The following is a 24,641-nucleotide window of genomic DNA, read 5'->3' on the forward strand; positions in this document are numbered from 1 at the left end:
GCCTGGGAAGACCTTACGGCCGCGCAGGTTCCGGAGGGTCGCCTTCGCCGACGACTGAGGCAGGTCACACTGACGACGTTCCGAGACCTGGGAGTCATCCCAGAGATCGCTGATGCCCTGGAGACAGAGGGCATCACTTCACCGTTCCCGATTCAAGAAATGGCGCTCCCGCTGGCTATCGCCGGCCAGGACGTCATCGGCCAGGCACGCACCGGCACCGGCAAGACCTACGCGTTCGGCGTCGCGATGCTGCAGCTCGTGGGCAAGCCGCGGAAGAACCGCAAGAAGCCGCGCGGCCTGGTCCTCGTCCCCACCCGAGAGCTCGCTCTGCAGGTAAGCGAGGACCTCGTCCTCGCCGCCGGCAAGCTCGGCTCCCGCATCCTCACCGTGTACGGCGGCCGCGCCTACGAGCCGCAGATCGAGGCCCTCAAGAGCGGCGTCGATGTCATCGTGGGCACCCCCGGCCGACTCCTCGACCTGGTCAAGCAGAAGCACCTCGACCTCAGCCAGATCACCATGCTGGTGATGGACGAGGCCGACCGGATGCTCGACCTGGGCTTCCTCCCCGACATCGAGCGGATCATCAAGCTGGTCCCCGAGAAGCGGCAGACCATGCTGTTCTCCGCGACGATGCCGGGCGAGATCGTGGCGCTGTCACGGCGATATCTCAACCGCCCGATCCACGTCCGCGCCGAGCACAACGACGCCGAGGCCGAGGCGACCCCGCAGACCACGCAGTTCGTGTACCGCACGCACCGCATGGACAAGATCGAGATCGTGGCGCGGCTGCTGCAGGGCACCACGAGCGGTCTCACCATGGTCTTCTGTGAGACCAAGCGCGCCTGCGACATGGTGGCCGAGCAGCTCCACGACAAGGGCTTCGCCGTCGCCGCCGTCCATGGCGACCTCGGCCAGGGCCAGCGTGAGCAGGCGCTGCGGGCGTTCCGCAACGGCAAGATCAACGTCCTGGTCGCCACCGACGTGGCGGCCCGCGGCATCGACATCGACGACGTCACCCACGTGGTCAACTACGACTGTCCGCAGGACGAGAAGACCTACGTCCACCGCATCGGCCGGACCGGCCGCGCCGGGCGCACCGGCGTCGCCGTGACGTTCGTGGAGTGGACCGAGCTCACCCGCTGGAAGGTGATCAACAACGCGCTCAGCCTCGACTTCGCCGAGCCGGTCGAGACCTACTCCAGCTCGCCGCACGTCTACACCGACCTCGACATCCCCGAGGGCACCAAGGGCGTGCTGCCGCGCGCGAACCGCTCCCGGGCGGGCCTGAACGCCGAGGAGATCGAGGACCTCGGCGAGACCGGGCGGGTGCGCTCGCGCACCAAGGGCGACCGTTCCGACCGTTCCGATCGTTCCGACCGGTCCGGCCGGGACGAGCGCCGCGAACGCCCGGCACGTACGCCGAGGGAGCGCCGTCGCACCCGCGGCGGACGCACGGCCGAGGCCACGGCATCCGCCGAGGCCCTCGAGCCGCAGGAGACTCCCGAGGTCGTGAAGGTCCGGGAGAGCGAGAAGGTCCGGGAGAGCGAGAAGGTCCGCGAGCGTGACGAGACGGTCGCCGTGAACACGGTTGCCGTCGAGGAGCCCCGCGCCGTTCCCGTGGACGTTCCCGTGGACGTTCCCGCGGACGTTCTGGCGCCAGAACCGGCGCCGGCGCCCCGGCCCAAGTCCGAGCCGGAGCGGATCGTCCCGCCGAACCCCTTCGTCGTGGTGTTCCGTTCTCCGGATCTCGCGACCGAGGACGACATTCTCGCGCCTTCCGCGGCGACGGAGCGCGCGGCCCAGCGCCGCCGCCCATCGCGATCGCGGCGAGGCGGATAGCACGGGAGAAACTCCGGTCCCCGGCCCGCCGGCCGGGGACGGGAGACCGCCATCCGGCAGTGGGTAGACCCTCTGTAGGAGGCATGAAGTTATGGGTCACAACCGGCAAAGTGTTGTTGGCGGTGTCGCCAACAGCCTCGCTGGGTATCGTGGTGCCACGTGAGTACGCCGCGATTCCTGACGCTTCCCCCAGGTGTCACCACCGAGCAGATCGAGACGCCGGCGGGCACGTTCGCGGTCCTCTCGGCGGAGCCCGTCAGCGGCGTCCCCGAGCGCTGGCCCGCCCTCCTCGTCCCGGGATTCACCGGGAGCAAGGAGGACTTCATCTCCGTCCTGCAGACCCTCGCCCAGGCGGGGCGCAGGGTCGTCGCCGTGGACGTCCGGGGCCAGTACGAGACACCGGGCCCCGAGGATCCGGCCGCGTACACGTGCGCGGCCCTGGGCGCCGACATCGACCTGGTCGCCCACGCCGTCGGGCGGGGTGAGCCGGTCCACCTGCTCGGTCACTCCTTCGGCGGCCTGATCACCCGCGAGACCACCCTGGACGGCACGGCCAAGCTCGCGTCGTACACGCTGATGAGTTCGGGACCCGCGGGCATCATCGGGCCGCGGGAGAGGGTCGGCCGGATCATGCTGGCCGAGCTGCCCGAATACGGCGTCGAATATCTCTGGACCAACCGCATGGAGCCCGACGCGATGAAGTCGGGCGTCCCCGACGAGATCGTGGCCTTCCTGCGCAAGCGCCTGCTCTCGCACTCGCCCGCCGGGCTGATGGCCATGGCGCGGGAGGTCCTGGACGCCCCCGACCGTGTGGACGAGCTCGCCCAGACCGGCCTCGCCATCCTCGTCCTGTACGGCGAGCACGACGACGGGTGGCCGCCGTCGCTGCAGGCGGAAATGGCCGATCGGCTCGACGCGGAGTGCGTGGTCGTGCCCGGCGCCGCCCACTCCCCCGCCGTCGAGGCCCCGGAGACCACGGCGGCGGCGCTCACCCGCTTCTGGAACGCGGCGGAGAGCCAGATCCTGCACCACTCCTGAGCCGGCCGACGCCGCCGAACCCCTGTCCTGGAGAAAGTCATCCAGGACAGGGCGCCGGGCCTTCGCTCCCTTCCGCTCCGCTCCCCCGGCCCCGGTGAGCATGTGCGGACAGCACTAGGCCAGGCCGTCCCAGGAGTTCCGATCCGGTGCGATCTGCTGCCCCTGTGGACAGTGCCGGCGGAAGTCACACCACGAGCAGATCGGCCCCGGGTTGGGCGGGAACAGCGCGTCGATCTCCGGAGGCATGGAGGGCGCGCCGTCCACGTCCGGCCCGGACGTCCCCGGTCCCGGTGCGGCGGACCGCCCACCCGGCCGTGAAGCAGCCGGCCGCGATCCACCCGGCCGGGACGCGGCCCAGGCGCGGTAGGCCTCGTCGGCCTCGGACGCCTCCAGCGCGATCTCCTCGGCCCGGCGCAGATGCCGCTGGAGGGACTCGTCGTCGTGCTCCCACTCGGCCACCGATCCGGTGGGCAGGTGGTGCAGCTCCACCTTGCGGCAGGCGCGGTGCATCACCCGCGACGCGGCGGCGGCGTACACCGCCAGGGCCAGCGAGGAACGCGCGTCGTCGGTTCCCGGCGCCCGGCGGCCCGTCTTGTAGTCGACGACCACGAGCTCGTCGCCGCGCCGGTCGAGCCGGTCGATGCGCCCGGAGACCGCGATCACGGAGGTCCGGGTGGCCACGGTGCGCTCGACGCCCACCGGCTCGTCCGCCGGATCCAGCGCCGCGACATATCCGGACACCATCTCGCGGGCCCGGTCACGCCAGGCCAGGGACTGCTCCTGGTCGCGGAACCCCTCGCCGATCCAGCCGCTGGTGAGCAGGGTGGCCGCCGTCATCGGCGTCCGCCGCTCGTACGGCTGCCGCCACCACCCGGCCAGCGCGTTGTGGACCGAGGCCCCGACGCTGTTGTGCGCCCAGGGCGGCCCCTTCTGCGGCGCCGGCCGGTCAAGGTAGGTGAAGCGATAGCGGCGGCGGCAGTCGAGCCACGAGTTCAGCCGTGAGGGCGTGCACGCGTACAGCCGACGCGGCATGCCCTCGAATCCGAGCTGCTCCATGCGGAGTCTGCCTACTCGTCGTCGAGCGTCAGCCTGATGCCCGCGGCGCCGGTGCCGTCCACGAGGGGCGACTCGTGCTTCTCGTCGCCTCCGGTGAGGGAGCCGGACAGCCAGCTGTCGAACTGCGGCTCCAGGTCGCCGATCCGCGACTCCTCGCCGTGGGCGGGCAGCACGCGGGTCGCGTGCGGGAGCGTGAACAGCCGCTCGCCGATGGCGGTGAGCTGGTCGGCCAGCGCGGGGTACTCCCCGCCGAGCCGGCCCGGGCCGTCGGCCTGGAGCGACTTGCCGGTGAACACCGCGCCGAGCGACTCGCAGTACAGCGAGACACCGCCCTGGGTGATGCCGGGCGTGGAAAGAACCTCCAGCTCGACGCCCCCGACGGAGAACAGCCCCTCGTCCTCCATGTCGATGTCGGGCCAGGTCTCCTCCCAGGTCTGGCGCCACAGGCGCTTGTCCTTGGGGTGCAGGGCGACGACGGCCTCGTCCCTGGCGGCCACCTCGATGGCGCCGCCCACGTGGTCGGGCAGCCCGTGGGTGCAGATGACGGCGAGCACCTCGCGGTCGCCCACCTTCTCCAGGATCTTGTCGGCGTCGCGCGCCGGGTCGACGACGATGACCTCCTCGTCGTCACCCACGATCCACGTGTTGTTCTCAACCTTGTGCTCGACGTCGTCGATCTCGACCACGCCGGAGGTCACCACTCGTTCGATACGCGCTGTCACATCTCTGACCCTACTAGTTCAGGCCTCGCGTGGCTCGTCCTCGAGGCGTGGGGAGAACGCGCCGAAGGGGAGGTCGAGATCCTGGTCGGTGTCCCGGAGGTCGCGCAGGGAGAGCTGGGCGAGTGGGATCAGGCAGCCGGCCTCGGCCGGCCAGGCGATCAGCCACAGCCAGTTGCCGAGCGCCTCTCCGACGTACACGGCGCGATCCGGGGGGACACCCTTGACGCACCAGAGCGCGCCCGGATGCCCATGTATCTCGATCTTGGCGTTCACGGGGCCGGCGTCGAACTCCGATCCCGGGTCGGGGCCGTCCAGACCGGCGTACGCGGCGCCGAGGCCGACGCCGAGCTCCTCGGTGATGATCAGCAGGTCCGCCGGACCGTGCGTGAGCGACGGTCCGGAGACGGCGACGACGGTGGCTCGGGCTCCGGTGCGCTCGTCGCCCACCTCGGCGAAGCCGGTCACCAGCCAGCCGGCGGGCAGCGGCCACGGCAGCCAGACGGGGACCACGGCCGCCTGCCTCAGGGCGTCGAGGACCGCCTGGGAGGGGCGGTGCGGCGGCTGGTAGGGAAGGACATCCCCGTGCGCGTCGCAGCGCCAGGAGCTGTTCCAGACGCTCGGCGGGTGCAGCGGCCCGAAACACCGCGGACAGGAAGGCGCGGTTCTCACAGTTACCCACGCTGCTTCCGGCGAACCACGGGCGTCAAGAACCTCCTGGTTATCCGGTCGTAATGTTCTGTATGTGGTGAGGTGCGTGGGTGCCATCGTCCGTGATCCGGTCGGACGCCTGTTGCTGGTCCGGCGTGGGCATCCGCCCGGCGAGGGACTGTGGTCGCTTCCCGGCGGCCGGGTCGAGCCCGGCGAGAGCGACGCCGAGGCCGTACGGCGTGAGCTGCGCGAGGAGACCGGCCTCGACGGCGCGGTGGACGTGCTGGCCGGGACCGTGCTGCGCGCGGGGCCGGCGGGCGTGACCTACGAGATCCACGACTACCTGGTGACCGCCGCCGACGGCCGCCTCACCCCGGGTGACGACGCCGCCGACGCCCGGTGGTGCGCCCCGGCGGAGCTGGTACGGCTGCCGCTGACCGACGGCCTGGTGGACGCCCTCGTCGCGTGGAAGGTCATCGATCCGCCGGCGTGAGCCTGCTCCGCCAGACCGTGAGGTGATCCTGGGAGTAGGTGACCGAGCGGCCGGCGGCCACGACGGCGTCTCCGGAGACCGCGACCGAACCGAGCCACTGCGCGCCGTCGCCGCCGAGTCCGCCCTCGGAGAGTGTGTGACGGGCCCAGTCGAGGCCGTCGCCGGAGGTCCAGACCGTGCTGTCCTCCTCGCCCGCCCGGCCGTGCGCGCCGACCGCGACCACGCCCTGCTCCGCCGCGGCGAGGTCGAGCACCGCGGCCGGCTCCTCCGCGGGCAGCCACGCGTACTCCCAGTGGGCGCCGTCGTCGGACGACACCGCGGCGAAGGGGCGGCCGCCGTCCGCGAGGCCGACCGCGATCACCTCGTCGCCGCGTGCCACCACGTGGCGCAGGCCCGCTGAGTGGCTCTCGCCGGGGAGCACCCGGCCCTTGGCGGTCCAGTTGACGCCGTCCGAGGACACCCACACGACGCCGGTCTCCCTGTCGGCGGTCCCCGAGCCACCCACGGCCATGAACCCGGACCGTGTGGCGGTGACGTCGGCGATGCGCGCCCCCGCGCCCCCGGTCGGCATGGCGCCCTGCGGCGCGCGGGTGAACCGCTTGAGATCGGGACTGAACCACAGCGCGGGCAGCACGCCCGTCGCGCCCCGGTCCTCGCCCGCGACCACGTAGCCCTTCGGCCCGGCGGCGACCGCGTCCGGCGCCAGGAGGAAGTGCCCGGAGGGCACCTCGACGTCCGGACCGGGCTTCCACGTCCTGCCGTCGGCCGAGGTGACCAGGAGGGGCCGGGTGACCGCCGGGTCGGAGGTCGTGGTGCCGACCGCCAGCCACCCCTTCCGCCCGTGGGCGACCGCGCTCAGCGCCTGGCGCCCCGGGCCGCCGAGCACGCCGGGGTCGCCGGCGCTCTTCCAGTCCGCGCCGCCGTCGCCGCTGGTCCAGATGCCGGCGTCACCGCCTCCCGAGCCCACCGCGACGAACAGGCCGCCCGCCCCGGCCAGGCCGGTCGTCTCCCTGGCCTGCCTGGTCAGCCCGGCGATCCGCTCGGGGGGAACGGCCTTCGCCTTCTTGCCCTCGCGCGCCGTCATCAGCACGGGCAGGTTCTCCACGTCGCCGGGGCCGCGCTTGTCGCCGCCCGCGACGAGCACGCCCGCGTCGGTGATGGCGAGCCCGCGCAGCGTTCCGGGGATCTCGCCGAGGTCGGCGCTCTTGGTCCACGCGCGCCCGTCCGCGCTCGTGTAGAGGGCGTATCGCTCCCAGGCCTGCTCGGTCACCGCCGCGATCCCCGCCGCGGAGGAGGCGAGGCCGCGTACGCCCGCTCCCTCGGGGCCGAGCTTCCCGATGGTGCCGCAGCGATCCCATTTGGCGCCGTCCGGGGAGCAGAAGACCGGCACCTCGCCGGCCGCGGAACGCTGCCGCGTCGGGACCAGCACGAACCCCTTGTCCGTCGCGGCCAGCGCGCCCGGCTCCGGCCGTACGTCCGCCAGGGCGACGGCCGTACGGAGCCAGGACCTGCCGCCGTCGGACGAGCGCAGGACGACCGACGAGAAGCCCTGCCCCGGATCGGCCAGGGCGACGACGTGGTCGCCCCGCGCGGCCACGGCGCGCATGCCCCGCACCTTGTCGGGGGCACCGATCTGGCCGCTGTCCACCCGGGTCCACCCCTGCCCGTCGGGCGACACCCAGACGACCGGCCCGGCGGTGCCGTCCCGGAGGGTGGCGGTGCCCACGGCCACGAACCCGCTCGCGGTCCTGGCCAGGTCGGTGATCCTGTCCTGGCTCCAGAAGGCGGTCAGCCGGGTGGGGTCCACCGCCGTCCAGGTCACGCCGTCGGAGGAGACCCACATGCCGCGCGCCCCCGGTCCGGCGGCCCCGGGCGCGTCGGTGCCCGCGGCCAGCCAGCGTCCGCCGCCGCCCACGACCCGCCCGACGGCTCCGCCGACGGTGTCGTAGCCGGACGGCCCGGCGACCCGGCCCAGCTCCCACTTCTCCCCGCCGTCCGTGGAGACGAGGAACAGCGGTTTCGGCACCGAACCGCTGATGTCGCTGCCCACGGCCACCACCGTCGAGCCCGCCGACGTGACCGCGTTGAGCACCTGGCTGGAGCCGTTGCCCGGCACCCCGGGCGCGGGGAACGCGTCGTCACCCGACCGACCGTCCCCCGACGCGAGGAGGAGCCCGGACGTGGGAGGGCCCGACACCCAGCGGGCGACCCCGAACGCGGCCACGAGCAGCACGGCGAGCGCCAGCGCCGGGGCGAGGTATCTGCGGAGGCGGAAGGGGCGTTTGGGCTCGCTGCGCCTCCGGTGATGGTGGTGACGGCCGCCACCCGGCCGGGGCGGGCCGCCCGACGCCACGGGCGCGTCGGGGCGGGCCGGACGCCCTCCCGGCGGGGCGCCGATCCGGCGTAGCGGCTTCGGCGCCTCGATCCCGGGCTGCTCAGGCTGGTGAAGGCGCTCCGGCTGATCGGGCTGATCCGGCTGCATGGGCTGCGCCGGTGGCGGTTGCGCGGGCCGGTCAGGTTGCACGGGCCGGTCAGGTTGCACGGGCCGGTCGCGTACCGGTTCGGCCGGCTGGGGGCTGGCGGAGCGCCCGGAAGCGACGAGCTTGTCCGGGCGATCGACCAGCCGCCGGGGGCCCGGAGGCGCGGACTCAGGGTGCTCCGGTTGGTCCGGCTGCGCGGGCCGGTCAGGTTGCGCGGGCCGGTCAGGTTGCGCGGGCTGGGCGGGCCGGTCGCGTACCGGCTCGGTCGGCTGGGGGCGGGCAGGGCGCCCGGAGGCGACAAGCTTGTCCGGGCGATCGACCAGCCGCCGGGGGCCCGGAGGCGCGGACTCGTCGGAGTACGGGCGACGGCCGGCGCGGCGCTGGGGAGGCGGCTCATCGGGCACGGGGGCGGCGAAAGGAGGAAGCTGCCACGGCGACGGGCCCCGGGAGGGATCCCCTGCCGGACCTTCCTGGGCAGGCGGGATCGCCGGGGACGGCGCCGGGTGTTCCTCATCGCGTGAAGGGGGGTCCGAGTCCACGCTCCGTGCCTCCACTAGAACGGCGAAGCGGACGCGAGCATGTTGATACCCGGTCTCCGGCTGGCGATCACCTCTAAAGACCAACACGCCAAGGCCGCGCTGAGAATACCTCTCTAGTGAGATTTATCGAGAGAGAGTCTGAATTGCCCGCCTTTGGGCGATTATCAGCACCGCAACGGTGAAAACGGCGAACTGGACGATCGTCCCGATGATGGTCTGCCAGGGCACGGCCCCCTGTTCCAGCGCGTTCCGCAGCCCGCCCGCGGCCGCGGTCATCCCGAACGCGAACACGTTGTTGACCGCGTGCAGCGCGATCGGCGCCTCCAGGCCGCCGGTGCGGACGGCGACCCATCCCATGAGCAGGCCGAACCCGAAGACGTACGCGATGCCCCAGTCGGTGTAGCCGTGCAGCGACGCGAAAGCGGCCGCGCCGACGACGATGCCCGGCAGCGGATTGCGCAGGTATGCCCCGAACGCCTGGAGGATCCACCCGCGGAACACGTACTCCTCGGCCGCCGCCTGGAACGGCACGAGCACCACGATGACGATCAGCGGGGCGAGGAAGCGGTCCCAGCCCACCCAGGTGAACCCGGTGGACACACCCGTCGCCAGGAACGTGAGCTGCTGCGCGACCTCGCCGAGGATCACCGCGACCAGCGCGATCGGCACGCACAGGAGCAGCCACCGCCAGCGCAGCCGCCCGGCGACCGAGGAGACCGTGCCCGGCCGCCGCCGCTGCACCACCCAGGCCGCCCCGAACACCAGCGGGATCGCCAGGGCGAGCAGCGCGAGGTTGAACCCGAGCGTCATCAGCGGATCGGCGAAGATCTGGGTGCCGCTCATCACCATCGGCACGCCGGAGAGGAGCGAGACCAGCACCGCGACCAGCCCGAACGCGAGCGACACCACGAGATATCCGGCGACGATGGCGAGCGTGCCGACGACCGGCCGCCACCAGCGGTGCAGCGCCGTACGGGCCAGCCGGTCGTACCGGGTGCCCGTAGGCGGGGGCGCGGTCCACGGTTGCGGGGCGGGCGGAGGCTGCCACTGGTACGGCCCGCTGGGAGGCGGCCACCCCGGCCCCCCGGGAGGGGGCCACTGCCGGCCTTCAGGAGGGGGCCCGGGCTGGTTCCACGGCTGCGGCGGGGTGCCGTGCGGCGGACGCCCCTCCCCACCCGGCGGGGTGCCGTGCGGCGGGTATCCCTCTCCGGCCGGCCCTCCGGGCGGGTACCCCTCGCCGGACGGACCTCCAGGCGGGTTTCCTCCCCCGGCCGGGTTCCAGGGCGGGGGCGGGGTCCCGTGCGGGCCTCCGGGCGGGTCGCCCCCTGCGGCCGGGTTCCACTGCGGCTCGGTCATCATCCTATTGTCGGCCGCTCGAAGCTCCGTTCCCTCGCCAGCCCCGCCGCGCGGCCCTTGGCGGCCACCACGAGCGCCATCTTGCGCGACGCCTCGTCGATCATCTCGTTGCCGAGCATGGCCGCGCCGCGGCGCTCCACCGTCGTGTAGTACTCGTACGCGTCGAGGATCAGCTCGGCGTGCTCGTAGTCCTCCTGGGACGGCGAGAACACCTCGTTGCCCGCCTCCACCTGCGAGGGGTGCAGCACCCACTTGCCGTCGAAGCCGAGCGCCGCCGCCCTGCGGGCCACGCGGCGGAAGCCGTCCACGTCCTTGATCTGCAGGTATGGCCCGTCGATGGCCTGCAGGTCATTGGCCCTGGCCGCCATCAGGATCCGCATCAGGATGTAGTGGTAGGCGTCGCCCTCGCCGTACCCGGGCGGCTGCTCGCCGACGACCAGCGTCTTCATCCCGATGGACGCCATGAAGTCGGCGGGCCCGAACACCAGGGTCTCCAGGCGGTCGGACGAGGCGGCGATGGCGTCCACGTTGACGAGGCCGCGCGCGCTCTCGATCTGCGCCTCGATGCCGATCCTCCGGGTCAGCCCGAGCGCCTTCTCGATCTGGGTGAGCAGCATGTCGAGCCACACGACGTGCGAGGCGTCCTCAACCTTGGGCAGCAGGAGGCAGTCGAGGCGGTCGCCCGCGCCTTCGACGACGTCGACCACGTCGCGGTAGGCCCACTGCGTGGTCACGTCGTTGATCCGGACGACGATCGTCTTCCCGGACCAGTCGCCGTCGCGGAGCGCGGCGACGACGTTTTCGCGCGCCTGCTCCTTGGCCGCCGGAGCCACCGCGTCCTCCAGGTCGAGGAAGACCTCGTCGGCGGCCAGCCCCTGGGCCTTCTCGATGAAACGGGGATTGCTGCCGGGCACGGCCAGGCACGATCGTCGAGCACGCATGGCCCAAACGCTAGCGGGACCCTGTCCGATCGCTACAAAGGAGGTGCCGCGTTCTTGGCGCGGGCAATGTACGTCCATGGGCATGTCTTTCGCGAAGAATGGCGCCATCCACGAGCGTTGAGGGAGTAAGAATGTCCGAAATCGCCCCCGGGGTGCGCCCCGCCGTCCTGTCCGATCTCATCCCCGGCGCCCGGGTCCGCGACGCCGCCCTCGTCGCCGGCGGCGCCGCGTTGACCGGGCTCGCCGCCCAGCTCGCGTTCCCCGTCCCGGGTTCGCCCGTCCCGGTCACCGGCCAGACCTTCGCCGTCGTGCTCGTCGGCGCCGCGCTCGGCTTCAACCGGGCGGCGCTCAGCATGCTCCTGTACGTCCTGGCCGGCATCGCGGGCGTGCCGTGGTTCACCGGCGGCGCCAGCGGCCCGGGTGGGGCGACCTTCGGCTACCTGATCGGGTTCATCGTCGCCGCGGCCCTCGTCGGCAGGCTGGCCGAGCGCGGCGGCGACCGCACCCCGGCGCGTACGGCCGGCACGATGCTTTTCGGAAACCTCGTGATCTACGCTTTCGGAGTGCCGGTGCTGATGACGGTCACCGGCATGGGCCTGGGCGCGGCGCTCGCCGCCGGCGTGGTGCCGTTCCTGGTCGGCGACGCCCTGAAGATCGCCGTCGCGGCCGGTCTGCTGCCCGCCGCCTGGCGTCTCACCCGGCGCTCCGGCCGATGAGCGCCCCTCTGATCGAGGAGGGCGCGAAGAAGTCCGGCGTGCTGTGGGTGACCCTGCCCGCCGGACCGCGCCTGGCCTGGCACGTGTGGCAGTCCGGGGCGATCTACGTCGTGACCGGCGGCGGCGAGCAGGAGCTGCCCGGCCTGGCGGAGGCGTCCGAGGTGGAGGTGACCCTCCGCAGCAAGGACAACGGCGCCGAGCTGGTCCGGTTCACGGCCTCGGTCGAGACGGTGGACCAGGCGGCTTCCCCCGACGTGGTGGCCGTGCTCGCCAAGGAGCGGCTGAACGCCGCCGACGCGGCGACGCTCCCGGCCCGGTGGGCCGCCGGGTCGGTCATCCTGCGACTGACGCCTCGGGCGTGAGCTGTACGGCGGGGCCGGGCTCGGGGCGGGCGGCGGCCGACTGGGCGAGCAGAGCGCCCGCGAGGACGACGCCGCCGCCGATGATCTGGGCTCCGCCGAGCCGTTCGCCGAGCAGGAACCAGGCGATGACGGCGCCCGCGATGACCTCCAGGGTGGCCACGGTGGCGCCGATCGCGGCCGAGAGCCGGCGCACCGCGATCACACCCGTCACGTACGCGGCGATCGTGGCCACCAGCACCAGCCAGAGGGCGGCGCCCAGCACGGGCAGGGTGTGGCCGTCCACGGTCGCGGTGCGGCCGAACGCGGTCCAGTCGATGTTCCAGGGGCGGGCGAGCGGCAGGAGCGCCACGGCCGCGCCGGCCATGCCCCAGGCGATCAGCCCGAGCGGGTCCAGATCATCATCCGAAAAGGCATCGTTCATCAGGAAATATCCGGCGGAGCAGGCGGCGGCCACGAGCCCCACCGCCAGCCCGAGCGTGTCCAGCCGGATGCCGTCCCACACCTCCACCACCACAGCCAGCCCGGCCACCGCGATCACGGCACCCACGTAGGCCGACCGGCCGAGCCGCAGCCGGCGGACGAACCGCGCCCAGACCACGACCAGCACCGGCGAGAGATACTCAAGGAGCAGGGCGATCCCGACCGGCAGCCGGGTGATCACGAAGAAGAACAGGCCTTGGACGGCGGCCACCGCGACCAGCGCGTACGCGCCGACGAACAGCAGCCGGTCACGCGGGATGCGCAGGGCCCGCGGCCGTACGATCGCGAGAGCGGCGATCAGCAGCAGCCCGGCCCCGCCCATGCGCACCCAGACCGCTTCGAGCGGGGACATCCCGGCGGCGCCCAGGAACCGCGCCATGGGCCCGGAGAATCCGAAACAGCACGCGGACGCCACCGCGATCGCCAGGCTCGCCGCCCTCATGGCCACCACCTCATGTAACTACCATTAGCCCCTTTTGATCCTGTCATACCAGGCCGTCCCACGCATCCCGGCGTAATCTGACCAGGTGGACCGCATCTTCGTGGCCCGGTTGGCCGGGCTCGCGGTGTTCGACCCGGCCGGCGACCAGATCGGCCGAATCCGGGACGTCGTGGTCGCGATGCGCGGCCCGCTCCCGCCGCGCGTTCACGGCTTCGTCGTCGAGATCCAGCCGCGCCGCCGCGTCTTCCTGCCGACCACCCGCGTCACCAGCGTCGAGCCGCGCGCCGTCGTCTTCACCGGCAAGATCAACATGCGCCGGTTCGAGCAGCGCGACTCCGAGACCCTGGTCATCGGCGAGATGCTCGACCTGAAGGTACGTCACCAGGGCGAGGAGGTCACCGTACTCGACCTCGCGATGGAGCGGGCCCGCCCGGCCGAGTGGGTGCTCGGCAAGGTCGCCGTACGGCGCGGCACCAAACGCAGGGGCGAGACCCTGATCGTGGGCTGGAACGAGGTCACCGGCTTCGACGTGGTCCAGAAGGACCAGGGCGCCGCCTATCTGCTCGCCGCCTTCGAAGCGATGCGCTCGGCCGACCTCGCCAACGTGCTCCACGAGCTGCCGCGCAAGCGGATGGCCGAGGTGGCCGCCGCCCTCGACGACGACCGGCTCGCCGACGTGCTCGAAGAGCTGCCCGAACGCGACCAGGTCGCCGTACTGAGCCAGCTCAACGCCGAGCGCGCCGCCGACGTGCTGGAGGCGATGAGCCCGGACGACGCGGCCGACCTGCTCCAGGAGCTGCCCGCGGACGAGGCCGAGGCCCTGCTGGGCCTGATGATCCCCGAGGAGGCCGCGCCCGTACGGCGGCTGCTGACCTACGACGAGGACACCGCCGGCGGCATGATGACGACCGAGGCGGTGATCCTCCCGCCCAACGCCACGGTGGCCGAGGCACTCGCGCACATCCGCCAGCGGGAGCAGACCCCGGCGGTCGCCGCCCAGGTCTACGTCGCCCGCCCGCCGACCGAGACGCCGACCGGCCGGTTCCTCGGCGTGGCCCATTTCCAACGGCTCCTGCGAGAGCCTCCGTCCACCATGCTCGCCGGCGTGATAGACAGCACCGTCGACCCGATCAGGCCCGACCTCCCCCTTCCGGGTGTGGCGTCCTACCTGGCGACGTACAACCTCGTCGCGACCCCCGTGGTGGACGAGCACGGGCGGCTGCTCGGAGCGGTGACGGTGGACGACGTCCTGGACCACATGCTGCCGGACGACTGGCGGGAGAGACATGACTGAGCGGCTCGACCAGCCGCGGGACGTGACCATGCGGCTGCGTCCGCACTACGACCCGGAGGCGTTCGGGCGGCTCTCCGAACAGATCGCCCGCTTTCTCGGAACCGCCCGCTTCCTCGTCTACATGACGGTGTTCGTCGGCGTCTGGGTGGTGTGGAACGTCCTGGCGCCGTTGAAGTTCGACCCCTACCCGTACATCTTCCTGACGCTCATGCTCTCCCTCCAGGCGTCGTACGCGGCCCCGCTGATCCTGCTCGCGCAGAACCGGCAGAGCGACCGCGACCGCGTGCAGTACGAGCAGGACCGGCTGGCGGCCGACCGCACCCAGGCCGAGATCGAGTACCTCACGCGGGAGATCGCCGCGCTGCGGATCGCCATCGGCGAGATGGCGACCAGGGACTACATCCGATCGGAGCTCCAGCGCGTCCAGGAGGAGCTGAGCGGCGGGGGTCAGTGACACCAGTCACACCACCGCCCCCTCCCGGCACGTACGGCACGGCCGCACGTCCCATGAGTGCTCCCTGCGTTCGGAGGACCGGGACCGACTCCATAGCATGGATCCATGGCACCGACCCCAGAATTGGTGACGGCGGCACTGGCGACGGTCAACGACCCGGAGATCCGCCGGCCGATCACCGAGCTCGACATGGTCAAGAGCATCGATATCTCCCCCGACGGGGTGGTGCGCGTCGGCGTGTTCCTCACCGTCGCCGGCTGCCCCCTGAAGGACACCATCACGCGGGACATCACCAACGCCGTCTCCACGATCGACGGCGTGACGCGCGTCCATGTGGACATGGACGTCATGAGCGCCGAGCAGCGCAAGGCCCTGCAGACCAAGCTGCGTGGCGACCGGGCCCCGGAGAAGGAGATCCCGTTCGCCAAGCCGGGGTCGCTGACGCGCGTGTTCGCCGTCGCGAGCGGCAAGGGCGGCGTGGGCAAGTCGTCCGTGACCGTGAACCTCGCCGCCGCCATGGCCAACTCCGGGCTCAAGGTCGGCGTCGTGGACGCCGACATCTACGGCCACTCCGTGCCGCGCATGCTCGGCGTGGACCAGCGGCCCACCAAGGTCGAAGACATGATCATGCCGCCGGTGGCGCATGACATCAAGGTCATCTCGGTCGGCATGTTCAAGCCCGAGGGCAACACGCCGGTCGTGTGGCGCGGCCCCATGCTCGACCGCGCGCTGCACCAGTTCCTCGCCGACGTCTTCTGGGGCGACCTCGACGTCCTGCTCATGGACCTGCCCCCGGGCACCGGCGACATCGCCATCTCCGTGGCGCAGCGGATGCCGTCCGCCGAGATCCTCGTCGTGACGACCCCGCAGCAGGCCGCGGCCGAGGTGGCCGAGCGCGCCGGTTCCATCGCCGCGCAGACCCACCAGCAGATCGCCGGTGTCATCGAGAACATGGCGTGGCTGCCCTGCCCGCACTGCGACGAGCGCATCCCGGTGTTCGGCGAGGGCGGCGGCCAGACCGTGGCCGACGGGCTGACCCGGATCCTGGGCTCGCGGGTGCCGCTGCTCGGCCAGGTCCCGCTCGACATGCGGCTGCGTGAGGGCGGCGACGAGGGCAAGCCGCTGGTGCTGACCGACCCGGACGCTCCGGCCGCCGCCGAGCTGCGCCGGATCGCGGCAGGGCTGAGCAAGAAGTCCACCAGCCTCAAGGGCCTCAAGCTGGACATCTCGCCCAGCGGTCGCTGACCTCTCCGCCCCTGAGCCCGCTCACGCCGTGAGCGGGCTCACGCGTATCCGGCCCGCGAAACCAGTCGGAGGCTCAGGTCGCTTCCGTGTCGTACGGCGGGATCTCGCCGAAGCCGAGCTCGCCGCCGGGCGGCGCGGCCGCGGCCACCGCCGGAACCGACTCCGCGGCGGACGACGCGTTCCAGTCGTTCTCGACGTCGTCCAGCAGGTGCTTGCGGACGAACGCCTTGGGATTGAGGTCCGCGGGATCGAAGTTCTTGAACTCCGGGCCGAGGTTGGCCTCCAGATCCGCCTTGGCGTTGTTGGCCATATGGCGGAGCTGCCGGAGCGTACGGCCGGCCTGCTGGGCCGCCTGCGGCAGCTTCTCCGGGCCGAACACCAGCAGTCCGATCACCACGAGTGCCAGGAGCTCTGGCCAACCCAGTCCGAACACAGGTGATCTCCTCTTCCAGGAACAGCTGGTTTCAGACTAATAGCACCTGACTGCTATTACGACGGGTGCGCCGTGGGGGCCGGAGCGGCGGTGACGGTGACCTTCGCCGTCTTCTCGTCGCCGTCGTGCCGGAACTTGAGCTTCACCTGGTCGCCGGGGGCCTTGTTGCGGATCGTCACGATGAGCTCGCGGCTGTCGTCGACCGGCTGCCCGTCGATCTCCAGGATGATGTCGCCCGGCTTGAGGCCCGCCTTGTCCGCCGGCCCGCCGGGCGTGACCGCGGGCTCGCCGCCGCTCGTCCCGGCGGCGATCCGTACGCCCGGGCCCTGGTATTGCGTGTCGACGGTGATGCCGATCCGCGAGGTGCGCGCGCTGCCCGTGGTGATGAGCTCCTGCGCCACCCGCCGGACGTGGTTGATCGGGATCGCGAAGCCCAGGCCGATGCTGCCGGTCTGCTGGCCGAGGGCCGCACCGCTGCCCAGCGTGGCGATGGCCGAGTTCACCCCGATCACCTGCCCGGACGCGTTGACGAGCGGCCCGCCGGAGTTGCCGGGATTGATCGCGGCGTCGGTCTGGATCGCGTTGATCAGCGCGAAGTCGGAACCGGTCTCCCCTCCCGCCTCCACAGGACGGTTGAGCGAGCTGACGATGCCGGTGGTGACGGTTCCGCTGAGGCCGAGCGGCGAGCCGATGGCGATCACCGGGTCGCCCACGACCACGCTGTCGGAGTTGCCCAGGGTGATCTCCGGCGCCCCGAAGGTGTGCTCCGGCTTGACCACGGCGATGTCGGAGTTCGGGTCGCGGCCGACGATCTTCGCGGTGGTCGACTTGCGGTTGTTGAACCGGATCCGGATCTCTCCGGTCTGCGCGGCCACCGCGACGACGTGGTTGTTCGTCACGATGTAGCCGCCCTTGATGACGAAGCCGGAGCCCGTCCCGGCCTCCTGGTTGCCCTTGACCTCCAGCGAGACCACGCTCGGCAGCACCCGGGCCGCGACCCCGGCGACGGAGTCGGGCGGTCGCGTGGTGGCGCCGGAGGGCACCGCGCTCAGCCGGTACGACGGGTCGGTGCCGGACGGCGGCCGCGTCAGCAGGTAGGTGCCGGCGCTCCCCGCGGCGCCCGCGACGAGGGCGACCACCAGGGCGAGGGCGAGGGAGAACCGCGCCGGCGGAGCCGTACGGACGGGAGGGGGCGGGAACGGCGGCGGGAACGGCGGCGGAGGACCCCATCCGGGCCCCAGCCCGGCCGCCCGCTCTGGGGCGGGAAGGAAGTCAGGCCGCCCCTGCCGGCCGAACGCCCCGGAATCGAACCCGCCCGTGTCGTCGGTCATGCGCGCGGTCCCTCCTGCGTTCGAACGTCATCGAGCGAGGTGGCTGCGCAAGCTCGACGACGGGCTGGGCGTCGGGCTCGTCTGCGGTGGCGCGATTCTCTGCTGCGGATTGACGAACTGCACCGGAGGATTGGGCGTCTGCTGACCCCCGGTGCCGCCGACGATGAACATCGTACCGAGCGCCACGGCCGCGGACGCGAATCCCACCGCAACATAGCCCGCCCGGCGGGTGCGGCTTGACCGTCCCGGCCCGGAGTGGCCGCCCGCCAGCCGGGGCCGGTTGTCCGTCGGGGCGATGCGCATCGACGGCAGCCGGGTGTCGGCGAAGGCCGGATGGTCGGGGAACGGCCGCATGCGCGGCGGAATCGGTCCGCCCGGCTCCGACATGCGCAGCAGCGACATGGTGAGGTCGGCCGGCATGGTGGGCGGCTCGATGGAGCGCAGCCGGCTCTTCAGCGCGCGCATGGCGTCGACCTCGGCACGGCAGTCCGCGCAGAAGGTCAGGTGCGCGAGCGCCCGCTCACGATCCCTGTGACCGAGTTCGCCGTCGATGAGCGCGGAAACGCGCTCGCCAAGATGACTCATGCACCCTCCTTGCTGAACGAAGGGGGGAATTGGTCACCGTTCCTGTTCGCCCCCGGGGCGCGGTGGTCCAGCGCCTCACGCAACTGGGCACGTCCCCGGTGGATCCTGCTGCGCACGGTGCCCAGTTTCACGCCGAGCGTCGCCGCGATCTCCTCGTAGGACAGCCCCTCGATGTCGCACAGCACCACGGCCGCCCGGAACTCGGGCGCCAGCGCGTCGAGCGCCGCCTGGATGTCGTGCTCCAGGTGAGTGTCGTCGTACGCCTGCGCCGGGGACGGCTCCCGGCCGTGCAGCCGCTCGGCGGCGTCGTCGGCCAGCCCCTCGAACCTGATGCGCTGCCTGCGGCGCGCCATGTCGAGGAAGAGGTTCGTGGTGATGCGGTGCAGCCAGCCCTCGAAGGTGCCGGGCGTATAGCTGGAGAGTGAGCGGAAGACCCGGACGAAGACTTCCTGCGTCAGGTCCTCGGCGTCGTGCACGTTGCCGGTGAGGCGGTACGCGAGCCGGTAGACCCGGGCGGAATGCGTTCTGACGACCTCCTCCCAGGTGGGAGGCGTCCAGTCGGACACGGGGGCGTCCGCCTGGTGGTCGTGGTGGTCCACCGGGAGTCCTCTCTGCAGGATCGTCGCTACAGCCATAGTGCCTGGTTTCGCCCCTTCCTGCGCACCGCGTTCGATCGGTCTGTACAAAGACCGTTCAAAGCGTGCAACGTCCCCGTTGTGGCGTGAGTTCCCGTTCGACCCTGACTCCCCTAGGCTGCGACAGAATGCAGGAGGGAAGGAGAGGCCGATGGCGACGACCCCGGCCAGCCTGGCCTACGCGGAGGAGTTCGTCCCCGAGGACGAGATCCTGCGATCCGCGCGCCGGCGGGGCATCGAGGTGGGAGCGCACCCGATCCTGCCCGGGTGCGGGGCGGCGCTCTGCTTCCTCGCCACGGCGATCAACGCCCGGTCGGTGGTCGAGGTCGGCACGGGCTGCGGCGTTTCGGGGCTCTGGCTCCTGCGCGGCATGCGTCCGGACGGCACGCTGACCAGCGTCGACGCCGAGCCGGAGCACCAGCGGCTGGCCCGCAAGACGTTCGCGGAGGCCGGCTTCTCCGGCAGCAAGATCCGGCTGATCGGCGGCCGCGCCCTCGACGTGCTCCCCCGCCTGGCCGACGGGGGGTACGACCTCGTCTTCTGCGACGCCGCCAAACAGGAGTACGGCGACTATCTGGCCGAGTCGGTACGGCTGCTGCGCGTCGGCGGGATCGTCGTGTTCGGCGACGCCTTCTGCGACGACCGGGTGGCCGATCCCATACAGCGCGACCCGGACACCGTCGCCGTACGGGAGCTGGGCAAGCTGGTCCGCGCCGACGACCGGCTCCGCCCGCTGATGCTGCCCCTCGGCGACGGCCTCCTCGCCGCGGTCAAACTAGCCCAGTGACGCGAGATAGCTGAGGAGCAGCCGGACGCCGAACCCGGTGCCGCCCTTGGTGATCTCGCCGTCGTCCGCGGTCGCCCGCGCCGGGCCCGCGACGTCGAGATGCGCCCACGGCCGTCCGCCGGCGAACTCTCTGAGGAAGAGCGCCGCGGCCACCGAGCCGGCCGAGCCGGACATCTTCCGGTCCACGTTGGCCAGGTCGGCGATGTCGGAGTCGAGGTCGGCGCGGTAGTCGTCGATCAGCGGCATCCGCCACAGCCGCTCGCCGGTCGCCTCCCCCGCTGCCACCAACTCCGCCGCCAGCGGATCGTCGGTCGCGTAGAGCGCGCCGAGCCGCAGCCCGAGCGCGATCTTGGCCGCGCCGGTGAGCGTGGCGATGTCGATCAGGATGTCGGGAGCGAGCTCGGCGTCGGCGTAGGCGAGCGCGTCCGCCAGCACCAGCCGCCCCTCGGCGTCGGTGTTCAGCACCTCGACGGTGCGCCCGCCGTACTGGGTGATGACGTCGCCGGGCCGCTGCGCGGACCCGGAGAACGCGTTCTCCGCGCAGGCCACGAGCCCGGTCACCCGCACCGGAACGCCGGCGGTCGCCAGCGCGCCCATCACGGCGATGACGGCCGCGCCGCCCGCCATGTCGGTCTTCATCGTCTTCATGCCCTCTTCGGGCTTGAGCGACAGGCCGCCGGTGTCGAACGTGATGCCCTTGCCGACGAGGACCACGTGCCGGGTGGCCCCCTCGGGCGCGTAGGTGAGTTCGACGAGCCTGGGCGGCTGGGCCGATCCCTGCCCGACCGCCCGGATGCCGCCGAACCCGTCGAGCGCACTGTCCTCGCGGAAGCCCAGGCCGGCGCTCGCGGCGACCTCCCGCGCCTGATCCGCCAGCCAGGCCGGGGACTTGATCGACGCCGGGGTGTTGACGAGGTCGCGGGCCAGCGCCGTCGCGCGGGCGACCGTCTCGCCCCGCCGCAGCGCCTCCTCGTCCCCACCGACGAAGACGATGTCGGGAGGCGTGCGTACGGCGCCGATCCTGAAGGTGTACGACGCGAGCAGCGCGCCCTCGGCCAGCGCGGCGGCGTCGCCGGTCTCCGGCACCCGGATCCAGACCCGCGCGCCGCCCTTGACCTTCCTGGCCACGGAGGCGCCCGCCTTCCGCAGGTCGGCCGCCGAGCCCCCGCCGACGCCGTACAGGAGGACGCGGCGGATGCCCGAGCCGAGCGCGACCGGGACCTCGACGACCTCTCCCGGCTCCCCCTTGGCCTCGTAATGGGCCAGCAGCGCGTCAACTGGCAATGGCAGATCCGTGGGTGGAGCGAGATCCCGTCCGAACGGCACGGCGACGAACTGCGCGTCGGCCGCAGGCTCGGCAACGAAGGTCGGCGTGGTCTCTATCGGCACAAGCACCTCCAACAAGGCGGCCCCGGCACCGGGATCACCCCCGCCGCCAGGGCCGAAAATCGAACAGGTCGGCTGGGAGTCAGCCGACCACCTTCTTCAGTGCGTCTCCAAGGGCGCCGGCCTCATCAGCCGAGAGCTCGACGACGAGCCGGCCGCCACCCTCGAGGGGGACCCGCATGACAATGCCCCGGCCTTCCTTGGTGACTTCCAGCGGACCGTCGCCGGTCCGCGGCTTCATCGCCGCCATGCGTGCATCCCTTCCCACGGCGCCGGCTTCCCCGGGGGGCGGCCGACATATTCACGTCTTGATGTGATGGCCTATTATCCCGCCTCTGAGCTTAAAAAGGTAACGACCATGCCCCGTACAGTCGATCAAAGGACGTCGGATATGCATTGTCGGCGGCGCATCTGCACAGCACACTGGGTGGGGTGAACGCCCGCGCCGCGCTTTTCGATCTTTACGGAGACCATCTCCGTAGCCGGGGCGGGCGCGCGTCCGTGGCCGCTCTCGTCCGACTGCTCGCACCGCTCGGCATCGCCGCTCCTGCCGTGCGCACCGCGATCTCGCGGATGGTCCGCCAGGGCTGGCTCGACCACGTACGACTGCCGCAGGGCCCCGGCTACACGCTGACGCCGAAAGGCGTGAACCGCCTGGACGAGGCGGCGGCGCGCATCTACCGGGCGGGCCCGGTGAACTGGTCGGGCCGGTGGCACATGCTCGTCCTCGAACCGGTCCGTGACCGGCAGCGCCGGGAGCGGCTCCGGGCAGACCTCGCATACCTCGGCTACGCGCCGCTCTCCGAGACCACCTGGATCGGTCCGCACCCTTCCCCTGAGCTCGACGCGCTGCGGATCAGCGCGTACGTGTTCGACGCGACCCTTGCCGGGGACCCGCGCGAGCTGGTGGCCCAGGCCTGGGATCTGTGCGCGATCGCCCAGGCGTACGAGCAGTGGCTGGCCGACGCCGAGGTCCTCGTCGGCTCGCTGCCCGACGACGCCCACGTCGACCAGGTCTTCGCGGTGCGCAGCAAGCTGCTGAACGGGTGGCGCAACTTCCTGTTCCGCGACCCGGGGCTGCCGGCCGAGCTGCTGCCCCCCGGCTGGCCGGGAGAGAAGGCCCGCCTCTACTTCGAGCAGGAGGCCGCCCGGCTGCTGCCGGCCGCCACCGCGTTCGTCGATCAGAACATGGACGGGGCGTTCGATGTCGCTCCGCACGCCTTTTTTGTTTTCCCCGGAGCAGCCGCCCGTGGGACCACCGCTGAGGAGATCCGATGACCGCCGACGACGCCGACGAGGTCCGCTACGAGATCGGCGAGGGTGTCGCCACGATCACGCTGAACCGTCCGGACGCGATGAACTCGCTGACCACCTCCATGAAGTCCGCGCTGCTGGCGGCGGTGGAACGGGCCAGGGACGACGCGTCCGTACGCGCCGTGCTGCTGACCGGCCAGGGCCGGGGCTTCTGCGCCGGTCAGGACCTGCGTGAGCACGCCGAGCACCTGGAGAGCGGCCGCGGCCTCGACGACACGGTCCGGCGGCACTACAACCCGATCGTGCGGACGCTCACGACGATGGACAAGCCGGTCGTCGCCGCGGTGAACGGCGTGGCGGCGGGCGCGGGCGCGGCGCTCGCCTTCGCCTGCGACTTCCGGGTGGCGTCCGACAAGGCGAAGTTCGCCATGGCGTTCACCGGCATCGGCCTCGCCCCCGACTCGGGAGCGTCGTGGACGCTGCAGCGTCTGGTGGGGCCGGCCCGGGCCCGCGAGCTGCTCCTGCTCGGCGACGCCGTGGACGCCGGGCGGGCGCTGGAGCTGGGCCTGGTGACCCGGGTCGTCCCCGCCGGCGAGGTGCTCACCGTCGCCCGCGAGCTTGCGGTACGGCTGGCGCAGGGCCCGACGCGCGCGTACGCGGCGACCAGGCGAGCGCTGGACTACGCCGCCACACACTCGCTGCCGGAAGCGCTCGACCTGGAGGCGGAGCTGCAGGACGAGTGTGCGGCCACGGCCGACCACGCGGCCGCGACCAAGGCGTTCCTCAACAAGGAGCGGCCGCGGTTCGACGGCCGTTGATCTCCTCGCGCACCCAGCAGTCGGCCACGTGGTCGTTGACCAGGCCGATGGCCTGCATCAGGGCGTAGGCCGTGGTCGGGCCGACGAACCGGAAGCCGTTCCGCTTGAGCTCCTTGGCCAGTGCCTTGGAAGCCGGAGTCTGCGCCGGGACTTCGGCGGGGGTGGGCGGCGCCGGCGTCGAGAGGTCGGCGTATTTCCACACCAGGTCCGACAGGCCGCCGGGAAGCTCCAGCGCGGCCCTCGCGTTGGCGAGGGCCGCCTCGACCTTGGCGCGGTTGCGGACGATGCCGGCGTCGCCCATCAGCCGCTCCACGTCCGACTCGTCGAACGCGGCCACCTTCTCGATGGAGAACCCGGCGAAGGCGGCCCGGAAGTTCTCCCGCTTGCGCAGGATGGTCAGCCAGGACAGGCCGGACTGGAACGCCTCCAGCGTGACGCGTTCGAAGACGTGGTCGTCGCCGCGGACCGGCCGTCCCCACTCCTCGTCGTGGTAAGCGATGTAGTCGGGGGCGGAGGTGGCCCACGCGCACCTGATCATCACGCGCCCTCCTCCCGCGTACCCGTGCTCGTGACGGTGGCTGTGGCCGTGGCGGCCCGGTGGGGCTCGGCGCCCTCCCCCGGCTGCTCCGCCTGTTCGGACTCGGCCGGCTTCGGCTTCCCCGGGCGCTCGGCCTGTGCCGGCTCGCCCGCCCGCTCGTGCTCCGGCTGTTCCGGCTGCTCGGTCCGGGGGGCGTCGTCAGCGCTCTCGGTGCCCGGCGTCGAGGTGGCGTCGGCGGCGTCCCGGTCCTCGTCGGCGCTCGCGCCGTCACCGGAGACGTCGCCCGCGGCGGGCTCGTCCTCGGCGGGCTCATCCTCGGCCGCCGTCGCGCCGTCCGCCGCGCCGTCCATCGGGTCGTCGTCCGCCGCGTCCGCCCACAGGGCCGCCGCGTCGGTCCGCAGGGGCGCGTCCTCGGCGTCCACGCCGCTCCGGGGCTCCTCCGCGTCGCCGGGGCGGCCGTACAGACGGGCCGTCACCAGCTCGGCCAGGCGCTGCTCCAGCGCGGCGATGTGGAGGTCCCGCTCGCCGAGCGAGGCCGCGACCCGCTGCAGCGTCGCGTCCACGGCGTCCGTCTGGTAGCCCACGAGGCCGATCGGGAGTTGCAGCCGGGCCAGGTCCGCCGCGTAGAGGCGTCCCCGGGGGATGACGAGCGGCGGTGTGTCCGGTGGGAACACGGCCATCTCTCCGCCATGCCCCTGGGAGACCTTCACCGTGACGGCCACGACGGCGATCGCGGCGAGGGCGAGTACGACCAGCACATACGAATCGT

The 24,641-nt window shown here is 72.3% G+C and carries 27 protein-coding genes; 12 read left to right on the forward strand and 15 right to left on the reverse strand.

From position 1 onward, the window contains the following. Positions 1–159: 159 nt before the first annotated feature. A complete protein-coding gene (locus AWQ71_RS35135; RefSeq protein WP_218002090.1) occupies positions 160–1,839 on the forward strand; it encodes a DEAD/DEAH box helicase in 1,680 nt (559 codons plus the stop codon). Between the two features lie 159 nt (positions 1,840–1,998). Continuing rightward, entirely contained in the window at positions 1,999–2,877 is an 879-nt protein-coding gene (locus AWQ71_RS35140) for an alpha/beta fold hydrolase (protein WP_067142101.1), read from the forward strand. Between the two features lie 114 nt (positions 2,878–2,991). On the opposite strand, the gene AWQ71_RS35145 is transcribed toward AWQ71_RS35140, so the two are convergent. Genes AWQ71_RS35145 through AWQ71_RS35155 form a run of 3 tightly spaced genes read right to left on the reverse strand, consistent with a single transcriptional unit; the run spans position 2,992 to position 5,324 of the window. Next, positions 2,992–3,933 carry a RecB family exonuclease gene (locus AWQ71_RS35145; RefSeq protein ID WP_067142104.1) on the reverse strand — a complete coding sequence of 314 codons (942 nt, stop codon included), beginning with the start codon at positions 3,931–3,933 and terminating at the stop codon, positions 2,992–2,994. Positions 3,934–3,944: 11 nt separating this feature from the next. After that, positions 3,945–4,655 (reverse strand): MBL fold metallo-hydrolase, encoded by a 711-nt coding sequence (locus AWQ71_RS35150; RefSeq protein WP_067142107.1) that lies wholly within the window; start codon positions 4,653–4,655, stop codon positions 3,945–3,947. Between the two features lie 18 nt (positions 4,656–4,673). Further along, entirely contained in the window at positions 4,674–5,324 is a 651-nt protein-coding gene (locus tag AWQ71_RS35155) for a DUF6758 family protein (RefSeq protein WP_067142110.1), read from the reverse strand. Positions 5,325–5,409: 85 nt separating this feature from the next. Here AWQ71_RS35155 and AWQ71_RS35160 point away from each other — a divergent pair, with 85 nt between their 5' ends. Then, positions 5,410–5,796: an NUDIX hydrolase gene (locus tag AWQ71_RS35160; RefSeq protein WP_084259650.1), complete on the forward strand. Its 387-nt coding sequence runs from the start codon at positions 5,410–5,412 to the stop codon at positions 5,794–5,796. Here AWQ71_RS35160 and AWQ71_RS35165 read toward each other — a convergent pair. Beyond that, positions 5,777–8,278, reverse strand: a complete 2,502-nt coding sequence (locus AWQ71_RS35165; RefSeq protein ID WP_067142116.1) for a beta propeller repeat protein — start codon at positions 8,276–8,278, stop codon at positions 5,777–5,779. The two genes, AWQ71_RS35160 and AWQ71_RS35165, sit on opposite strands and share 20 nt — an antisense overlap. Here AWQ71_RS35165 and AWQ71_RS35170 point away from each other — a divergent pair. Then, entirely contained in the window at positions 8,240–8,797 is a 558-nt protein-coding gene (locus AWQ71_RS35170) for a hypothetical protein (protein WP_067142119.1), read from the forward strand. The two genes, AWQ71_RS35165 and AWQ71_RS35170, sit on opposite strands and share 39 nt — an antisense overlap. A 141-nt stretch (positions 8,798–8,938) precedes the next feature. Here AWQ71_RS35170 and AWQ71_RS42230 read toward each other — a convergent pair whose 3' ends face one another. After that, a complete protein-coding gene (locus tag AWQ71_RS42230; RefSeq protein ID WP_157570759.1) occupies positions 8,939–10,171 on the reverse strand; it encodes a CPBP family intramembrane glutamic endopeptidase in 1,233 nt (410 codons plus the stop codon). Next, complete coding sequence (locus AWQ71_RS35180; RefSeq protein WP_067142122.1) at positions 10,171–11,112, reverse strand: HpcH/HpaI aldolase/citrate lyase family protein; 942 nt, start codon at positions 11,110–11,112, stop codon at positions 10,171–10,173. Before AWQ71_RS35180 ends, AWQ71_RS42230 begins: the two co-directional genes overlap by 1 nt. Before the next feature lie 131 nt (positions 11,113–11,243). Between AWQ71_RS35180 and AWQ71_RS35185 the strand changes: the two genes are divergently transcribed. Together AWQ71_RS35185 and AWQ71_RS35190 are read left to right on the forward strand one after the other, a co-directional pair. Further along, entirely contained in the window at positions 11,244–11,828 is a 585-nt protein-coding gene (locus AWQ71_RS35185; protein ID WP_067142125.1) for a biotin transporter BioY, read from the forward strand. Beyond that, positions 11,825–12,190, forward strand: coding sequence for a hypothetical protein (locus AWQ71_RS35190; RefSeq protein ID WP_067142128.1), 366 nt, complete (start codon positions 11,825–11,827; stop codon positions 12,188–12,190). Before AWQ71_RS35185 ends, AWQ71_RS35190 begins: the two co-directional genes overlap by 4 nt. On the opposite strand, the gene AWQ71_RS35195 is transcribed toward AWQ71_RS35190, so the two are convergent. Next, the gene (locus AWQ71_RS35195) at positions 12,162–13,112 is read right to left on the reverse strand and encodes an EamA family transporter (protein ID WP_067142131.1); all 951 of its coding nucleotides are present in this window, start codon (positions 13,110–13,112) and stop codon (positions 12,162–12,164) included. The two genes, AWQ71_RS35190 and AWQ71_RS35195, sit on opposite strands and share 29 nt — an antisense overlap. Before the next feature lie 85 nt (positions 13,113–13,197). Between AWQ71_RS35195 and AWQ71_RS35200 the strand changes: the two genes are divergently transcribed. The 3 genes from AWQ71_RS35200 (at position 13,198) to AWQ71_RS35210 (ending at position 16,105) form a co-directional block, all read left to right on the forward strand. Next, a complete protein-coding gene (locus AWQ71_RS35200; RefSeq protein ID WP_067142133.1) occupies positions 13,198–14,406 on the forward strand; it encodes a magnesium transporter MgtE N-terminal domain-containing protein in 1,209 nt (402 codons plus the stop codon). Continuing rightward, positions 14,399–14,860 (forward strand): DUF1003 domain-containing protein, encoded by a 462-nt coding sequence (locus tag AWQ71_RS35205; RefSeq protein ID WP_067142137.1) that lies wholly within the window; start codon positions 14,399–14,401, stop codon positions 14,858–14,860. Before AWQ71_RS35200 ends, AWQ71_RS35205 begins: the two co-directional genes overlap by 8 nt. 105 nt (positions 14,861–14,965) lie before the next feature. Beyond that, complete coding sequence (locus AWQ71_RS35210) at positions 14,966–16,105, forward strand: Mrp/NBP35 family ATP-binding protein (RefSeq protein ID WP_067142140.1); 1,140 nt, start codon at positions 14,966–14,968, stop codon at positions 16,103–16,105. A gap of 73 nt (positions 16,106–16,178) precedes the next feature. Here AWQ71_RS35210 and AWQ71_RS35215 read toward each other — a convergent pair whose 3' ends face one another. The 4 genes from AWQ71_RS35215 to sigE are packed head-to-tail and all read right to left on the reverse strand — an operon-like array spanning position 16,179 to position 19,089. Then, complete coding sequence (locus tag AWQ71_RS35215; protein ID WP_067142143.1) at positions 16,179–16,538, reverse strand: sec-independent translocase; 360 nt, start codon at positions 16,536–16,538, stop codon at positions 16,179–16,181. Positions 16,539–16,594: 56 nt separating this feature from the next. After that, positions 16,595–17,869 (reverse strand): S1C family serine protease, encoded by a 1,275-nt coding sequence (locus AWQ71_RS35220; protein WP_067142146.1) that lies wholly within the window; start codon positions 17,867–17,869, stop codon positions 16,595–16,597. 27 nt (positions 17,870–17,896) lie between these two features. After that, on the reverse strand, positions 17,897–18,454 hold the full coding sequence (locus AWQ71_RS35225; RefSeq protein WP_067142150.1) for an anti-sigma factor family protein: 558 nt from the start codon (positions 18,452–18,454) through the stop codon (positions 17,897–17,899). Beyond that, positions 18,451–19,089 carry an RNA polymerase sigma factor SigE gene (gene sigE / locus AWQ71_RS35230; protein WP_067142154.1) on the reverse strand — a complete coding sequence of 213 codons (639 nt, stop codon included), beginning with the start codon at positions 19,087–19,089 and terminating at the stop codon, positions 18,451–18,453. Before sigE ends, AWQ71_RS35225 begins: the two co-directional genes overlap by 4 nt. Before the next feature lie 151 nt (positions 19,090–19,240). On the opposite strand from sigE, the gene AWQ71_RS35235 reads away from it, so the two are divergent. Next, on the forward strand, positions 19,241–19,876 hold the full coding sequence (locus AWQ71_RS35235; RefSeq protein ID WP_067142158.1) for an O-methyltransferase: 636 nt from the start codon (positions 19,241–19,243) through the stop codon (positions 19,874–19,876). Here AWQ71_RS35235 and AWQ71_RS35240 read toward each other — a convergent pair. Next, positions 19,865–21,265 (reverse strand): leucyl aminopeptidase, encoded by a 1,401-nt coding sequence (locus AWQ71_RS35240; RefSeq protein WP_067142161.1) that lies wholly within the window; start codon positions 21,263–21,265, stop codon positions 19,865–19,867. The two genes, AWQ71_RS35235 and AWQ71_RS35240, sit on opposite strands and share 12 nt — an antisense overlap. Before the next feature lie 79 nt (positions 21,266–21,344). Then, positions 21,345–21,512, reverse strand: coding sequence for a DUF3117 domain-containing protein (locus AWQ71_RS40970; protein ID WP_082777371.1), 168 nt, complete (start codon positions 21,510–21,512; stop codon positions 21,345–21,347). A 182-nt stretch (positions 21,513–21,694) separates the two neighbouring features. On the opposite strand from AWQ71_RS40970, the gene AWQ71_RS35245 reads away from it, so the two are divergent. Both AWQ71_RS35245 and AWQ71_RS35250 read left to right on the forward strand, forming a co-directional pair. Beyond that, a complete protein-coding gene (locus tag AWQ71_RS35245) occupies positions 21,695–22,540 on the forward strand; it encodes a PaaX family transcriptional regulator (protein ID WP_084259656.1) in 846 nt (281 codons plus the stop codon). Then, the gene (locus AWQ71_RS35250; protein ID WP_067142164.1) at positions 22,537–23,334 is read left to right on the forward strand and encodes an enoyl-CoA hydratase-related protein; all 798 of its coding nucleotides are present in this window, start codon (positions 22,537–22,539) and stop codon (positions 23,332–23,334) included. Before AWQ71_RS35245 ends, AWQ71_RS35250 begins: the two co-directional genes overlap by 4 nt. Here AWQ71_RS35250 and AWQ71_RS35255 read toward each other — a convergent pair. Together AWQ71_RS35255 and AWQ71_RS35260 are read right to left on the reverse strand one after the other, a co-directional pair. Then, complete coding sequence (locus tag AWQ71_RS35255; RefSeq protein ID WP_067142167.1) at positions 23,300–23,872, reverse strand: DNA-3-methyladenine glycosylase I; 573 nt, start codon at positions 23,870–23,872, stop codon at positions 23,300–23,302. The genes AWQ71_RS35250 and AWQ71_RS35255 overlap by 35 nt on opposite strands. Then, entirely contained in the window at positions 23,872–24,630 is a 759-nt protein-coding gene (locus AWQ71_RS35260; RefSeq protein WP_067142170.1) for a hypothetical protein, read from the reverse strand. Before AWQ71_RS35260 ends, AWQ71_RS35255 begins: the two co-directional genes overlap by 1 nt. Positions 24,631–24,641 lie beyond the last annotated feature (11 nt).

Source organism: Microtetraspora malaysiensis, from assembly GCF_001528665.1.
GTDB classification, from domain to species: Bacteria; Actinomycetota; Actinomycetes; order Streptosporangiales; family Streptosporangiaceae; genus Microtetraspora_A; species Microtetraspora_A malaysiensis.

Excerpts from the sequence above, each read along its gene's own strand:
- AWQ71_RS35195 (WP_067142131.1), bottom strand. The coding sequence starts at position 13,112 with ATGAGGGCGGCGAGCCTGGCGATCGCGGTGGCGTCCGCGTGCTGTTTC.
- AWQ71_RS35185 (WP_067142125.1), top strand. The coding sequence starts at position 11,244 with ATGTCCGAAATCGCCCCCGGGGTGCGCCCCGCCGTCCTGTCCGATCTC.
- sigE (WP_067142154.1), bottom strand. The coding sequence starts at position 19,089 with ATGGCTGTAGCGACGATCCTGCAGAGAGGACTCCCGGTGGACCACCAC.
- AWQ71_RS35190 (WP_067142128.1), top strand. The coding sequence starts at position 11,825 with ATGAGCGCCCCTCTGATCGAGGAGGGCGCGAAGAAGTCCGGCGTGCTG.
- AWQ71_RS35235 (WP_067142158.1), top strand. The coding sequence starts at position 19,241 with ATGGCGACGACCCCGGCCAGCCTGGCCTACGCGGAGGAGTTCGTCCCC.
- AWQ71_RS35180 (WP_067142122.1), bottom strand. The coding sequence starts at position 11,112 with ATGCGTGCTCGACGATCGTGCCTGGCCGTGCCCGGCAGCAATCCCCGT.
- AWQ71_RS35225 (WP_067142150.1), bottom strand. The coding sequence starts at position 18,454 with ATGAGTCATCTTGGCGAGCGCGTTTCCGCGCTCATCGACGGCGAACTC.
- AWQ71_RS35250 (WP_067142164.1), top strand. The coding sequence starts at position 22,537 with ATGACCGCCGACGACGCCGACGAGGTCCGCTACGAGATCGGCGAGGGT.
- AWQ71_RS35210 (WP_067142140.1), top strand. The coding sequence starts at position 14,966 with ATGGCACCGACCCCAGAATTGGTGACGGCGGCACTGGCGACGGTCAAC.
- AWQ71_RS35255 (WP_067142167.1), bottom strand. The coding sequence starts at position 23,872 with ATGATCAGGTGCGCGTGGGCCACCTCCGCCCCCGACTACATCGCTTAC.
- AWQ71_RS40970 (WP_082777371.1), bottom strand. The coding sequence starts at position 21,512 with ATGGCGGCGATGAAGCCGCGGACCGGCGACGGTCCGCTGGAAGTCACC.
- AWQ71_RS35205 (WP_067142137.1), top strand. The coding sequence starts at position 14,399 with ATGACTGAGCGGCTCGACCAGCCGCGGGACGTGACCATGCGGCTGCGT.
- AWQ71_RS42230 (WP_157570759.1), bottom strand. The coding sequence starts at position 10,171 with ATGACCGAGCCGCAGTGGAACCCGGCCGCAGGGGGCGACCCGCCCGGA.
- AWQ71_RS35135 (WP_218002090.1), top strand. The coding sequence starts at position 160 with ATGGCGCTCCCGCTGGCTATCGCCGGCCAGGACGTCATCGGCCAGGCA.
- AWQ71_RS35145 (WP_067142104.1), bottom strand. The coding sequence starts at position 3,933 with ATGGAGCAGCTCGGATTCGAGGGCATGCCGCGTCGGCTGTACGCGTGC.
- AWQ71_RS35220 (WP_067142146.1), bottom strand. The coding sequence starts at position 17,869 with ATGACCGACGACACGGGCGGGTTCGATTCCGGGGCGTTCGGCCGGCAG.
- AWQ71_RS35165 (WP_067142116.1), bottom strand. The coding sequence starts at position 8,278 with ATGCAGCCGGATCAGCCCGATCAGCCGGAGCGCCTTCACCAGCCTGAG.